The sequence below is a fragment of the Anaerotignum sp. genome (assembly GCF_031981185.1).
Lineage (GTDB): Bacteria > Bacillota > Clostridia > Lachnospirales > Anaerotignaceae > Chakrabartyella.
On the sequence record NZ_DALYUL010000052.1, the window covers coordinates 1 to 3,331 of the forward strand.

General features: G+C 35.1%; 6 protein-coding genes. 4 read left to right on the forward strand and 2 right to left on the reverse strand.

Features of this window, described 5'->3' with window-relative positions; translation table 11 throughout:
• The first annotated feature begins 483 nt into the window (after nt 1–483).
• From RTK36_RS16210 to RTK36_RS16220, 4 genes are read left to right on the forward strand one after another with little or no spacing between them, the layout of a single operon-like run.
• On the forward strand, nt 484–642 hold the full coding sequence (locus RTK36_RS16210) for a hypothetical protein (RefSeq protein WP_312048256.1): 159 nt from the start codon (nt 484–486) through the stop codon (nt 640–642).
• On the forward strand, nt 588–758 hold the full coding sequence (locus RTK36_RS16790) for a hypothetical protein (protein ID WP_442871367.1): 171 nt from the start codon (nt 588–590) through the stop codon (nt 756–758). Before RTK36_RS16210 ends, RTK36_RS16790 begins: the two co-directional genes overlap by 55 nt.
• Nucleotides 759–813: 55 nt before the next feature.
• On the forward strand, nt 814–1,368 hold the full coding sequence (locus RTK36_RS16215) for a hypothetical protein (protein ID WP_312048257.1): 555 nt from the start codon (nt 814–816) through the stop codon (nt 1,366–1,368).
• A gap of 14 nt (nt 1,369–1,382) precedes the next feature.
• Nucleotides 1,383–1,568, forward strand: coding sequence for a DUF6054 family protein (locus RTK36_RS16220; protein ID WP_312048258.1), 186 nt, complete (start codon nt 1,383–1,385; stop codon nt 1,566–1,568).
• A gap of 153 nt (nt 1,569–1,721) precedes the next feature.
• On the opposite strand, the gene tnpA is transcribed toward RTK36_RS16220, so the two are convergent.
• Both tnpA and RTK36_RS16225 read right to left on the reverse strand, forming a co-directional pair.
• Nucleotides 1,722–1,841: an IS66 family insertion sequence element accessory protein TnpA gene (tnpA, locus tag RTK36_RS16795; RefSeq protein WP_442871366.1), complete on the reverse strand. Its 120-nt coding sequence runs from the start codon at nt 1,839–1,841 to the stop codon at nt 1,722–1,724.
• A 571-nt stretch (nt 1,842–2,412) separates the two neighbouring features.
• Nucleotides 2,413–3,045, reverse strand: coding sequence for a TetR/AcrR family transcriptional regulator (locus RTK36_RS16225; protein ID WP_312048259.1), 633 nt, complete (start codon nt 3,043–3,045; stop codon nt 2,413–2,415).
• Nucleotides 3,046–3,331: the final 286 nt, after the last annotated feature.

Genomic DNA, 3,331 nt, shown 5'->3' on the forward strand with positions numbered 1-3,331 from the left:
AGCTATTTAAAAGAATTTCATAACAAAAAGGCTAAGATGTAGATCGATTAATGATCTGTAACTTAGCCTTTTTATATACCATAAAACTGATATTATTTTATAAGGAGGTTTATCACTGCGAACAATAAAAGAATCAACACTAAGGCAATTAAAATTTCTTCAAATGGTTGGTTGGCTTACAAAAGAAAAAGGATTCCAAAGGGGGGGGCCATAGAATAAAGAAACTGTTTGACCTTTATAATAAAAGAGAGATAGATATAACTATCTGTTATTCTAAGGAAGATTTATTAAAATATGAATTCAGTTTAGATGATACGAAAAAATCTATTGAAAAGAGTGGCATTCACATTTATTGTATTAAAGATTGTATTTTAATAAAAGATAAAAAGAAATTTTTTTGTTATAAACTGTAAAAGTCTCCTCTTTTCTTTCTATCAATTTTTGTGATAGCATAATGTTATAAGTGATAGAAGGTGTGGGGTTATGAAATCACATGAAAGTGAAACGGTTGAGTTGAAGGAAATCTACACGCCTGACCTAAAAAAGAAATTGCTGCCTTTGCAAATACAAATGGTGGGACAATCTATATTGGCAGACAGGATAGTGGAGATATCATTGGTGTTGATAACGATGACTTTGTAATGCAACAAATCTCCAACGCTCTAAGGGATGGCATCAGATCTGATGTTTCTATGTTTACTAATATTGAGTTATTACAAGAAGATAAGAAGTTTTTTATTAAACTCACCGTTAACTAAGGCACAAAAAAGCCTTATTATCTATCAGAAAAAGGTTTAAAACCAACGGGTGTATATGTTAGAAAAGGATGATGCTATACGTATGATGATAAAAATGATAGATGGTGATTCGTTTGAGGAGAATCGTTCTTTAGTTCAGGAGCTGACTTTTAATAGATTAGAAGAGGAATTGCAAAAAAGGGGCTTAGAATTTACAGAAGTTCAAATGAAAAATTTAAGTATTCTATCGTCTGATGATATTTATACAAATATGGGGTTGCTTGTTTCAGACCAATGTAAACACTCAATCAAATTTACAGTTTTCCAAGGGACAGATATATATGCCAAAGTATTAAGTGCAGAAGAACAAAAGTACTTACCGATACTCAGACTATTTGATAACCAAAAACAAATTACCCGCCCTGATGTTGAAGAGGCCTTGGGCAGTGGTACGATTCACGCAATTAATATTCTGAAAGAAATGTTAGATAAGGATTTAATTAGTAAGATTGGAAATTTTAATAAAATTCTGGAGCAATTAGATAAAGATATTTTAAAAAGTGGGTTGATCATAGAATTGGTTGATAAAAGTAATGATGAGGATGAAAATGTTAAAGTGGCGTTAGAGTAAATGATAAATATTTTATGATAAATAGCAGTAGAGCAAGTTTAAACGTTACAGTTTTTGACAGTAGAAGGGAAGTTTTTATATCTGCCATTGGTGCTGGTGGTGGAAAGGGTGCTATTTTTAATTTTAGCTTGGGAGCAGAAAGTGAACTAACTGAAGTGGTTGCAAACAGTGTCAGAAGAATGGGAATAAAAAGTGAATAACTCAACCTACCCTTGAAGCGATAAAACAGATGGCATAGTAAAAATGCAAGAATCAGTCGTTTATTCATAAATTTAGTAAAAATATGCGAAACGAAATAATTGAATAAATATACATAAAATTCGGTTGAGCTGTTCCCTATTACGAGTCATACATCAGTAGTAGTAAGCATGTTTTGTTAAATTGTTTTTCTCGCACCAATCGGTGACATTCAAACCGCTGCCTTTCCTGTCGGCGATTCTCTGCTTCCAGAGCTCAAGTGATTTCTGATTCATAAGATTCCGCCCGAATTTCTTTATTCAGGTCAGTAAAGCTCAGGATCAATTCTTTTTCACTACGTCATCTTTTGAAGCACTTACCATCCATTGCATATATTCATATAAACAAAAACATAGGTATTTGACCTTCATTTTTGATAAATAAAATTGTAAAAATTTGTATTTTAATTGACTCTTAATCAGGGTGCCCAGGGTTCGAGCCCCTGGAGGCGCATTATAAAGTCCTTGTTTGACAGACGTACGAGCTGTTGGGTTGAGGCTTTTTTGTTATCCTGAAATTTATCCTAATATAAGTGCTATTCAGTTAAACAGGCATTATTGCCCACATATATTGTTCCAAACTTTTTTCACCAAAGCAATACAAGGTCAGCAAAAAGACTTGGCAAGGCGCGAAAAAACCGAGCAGAAAAAATAACATTGGATCAAGTTGACCCGATGTTATTTTACGAGGCAGTTACTTGCATGATGGTGATATTGGCAGTTGGGCGTTTCTTTGCCCTGCACATCGCTGGCACAGAACAAATACTGTGCAAATAACTGCTTCTTCTTCTATATTGAAAATAATTGGCTATTTACGAACAAGCGGCATAAAAATTTCATCAACAATCTCTGTAAAAATTTCATCAGATACTGGCTCATGGGTTGTAAAAAATTCATATCGCAATAAATCAACAGGTAGTGAAATTACTCTGGGACTGAGTTTTTCAAGGTTGATCTCTCCCCGAAGCTCAGCGTTTTTTAAAATCGTCTTCATGGCAATTGCCAACAGGTCTTCTTTTCCCCGACGTTTTATAATAAAGTCTTTACCAACATTTTCGATCATGAGACCATGTATGGTTTCAGCACCAATCATTTGCAGAGGCTGTGCTATAGAGCGAAGCAGGGCCAGCACATCGTTGCGCAGATCGCCTGTATCTGGAACTGTACTAGCAGGTTTGGGCAGGTACTTACTTATTGTTGCAATGACAAGTTCTGACTTACTGGGCCAACGACGATATACTGCATTTTTATTTGTCATTGCTCGTGCGGCTACCCCCTCCATTGTCAAATGGGCATAACCAACTTTATTAAGTTCATCCCAGGAGGCCTGAAGTATGGCACTCTCAAGAATTTCACCACGGCGACGTGTATCTGTGCGATGATTTACACCATCAATAGTTTGGTCATGTTTGGCAGACCAATAGTTCTTTTGCTGATTCATATTTATTCCCTTCTTTCAAAATTTCTATTATTTTTCTATTGCATTTCCTTTACTTATAGTATATCATATTCAAATAAGGTACGGAACGTACCGTTCTCTATTCTTTTTTATATGAAAGGAGTTTCTACATGAAAGACAAACAAACTAATATTTCAAAGCCTCAGAAGGAAAAGCTTGACCCGAGGCTACTTAAAACAGCCATCATTTTGGTGATAGGTGCTCTCGCGCCGTTATTGGATTCGACAATGGTCAATGTGGCCATAAAAGCAATAACAGTTGACCTGAA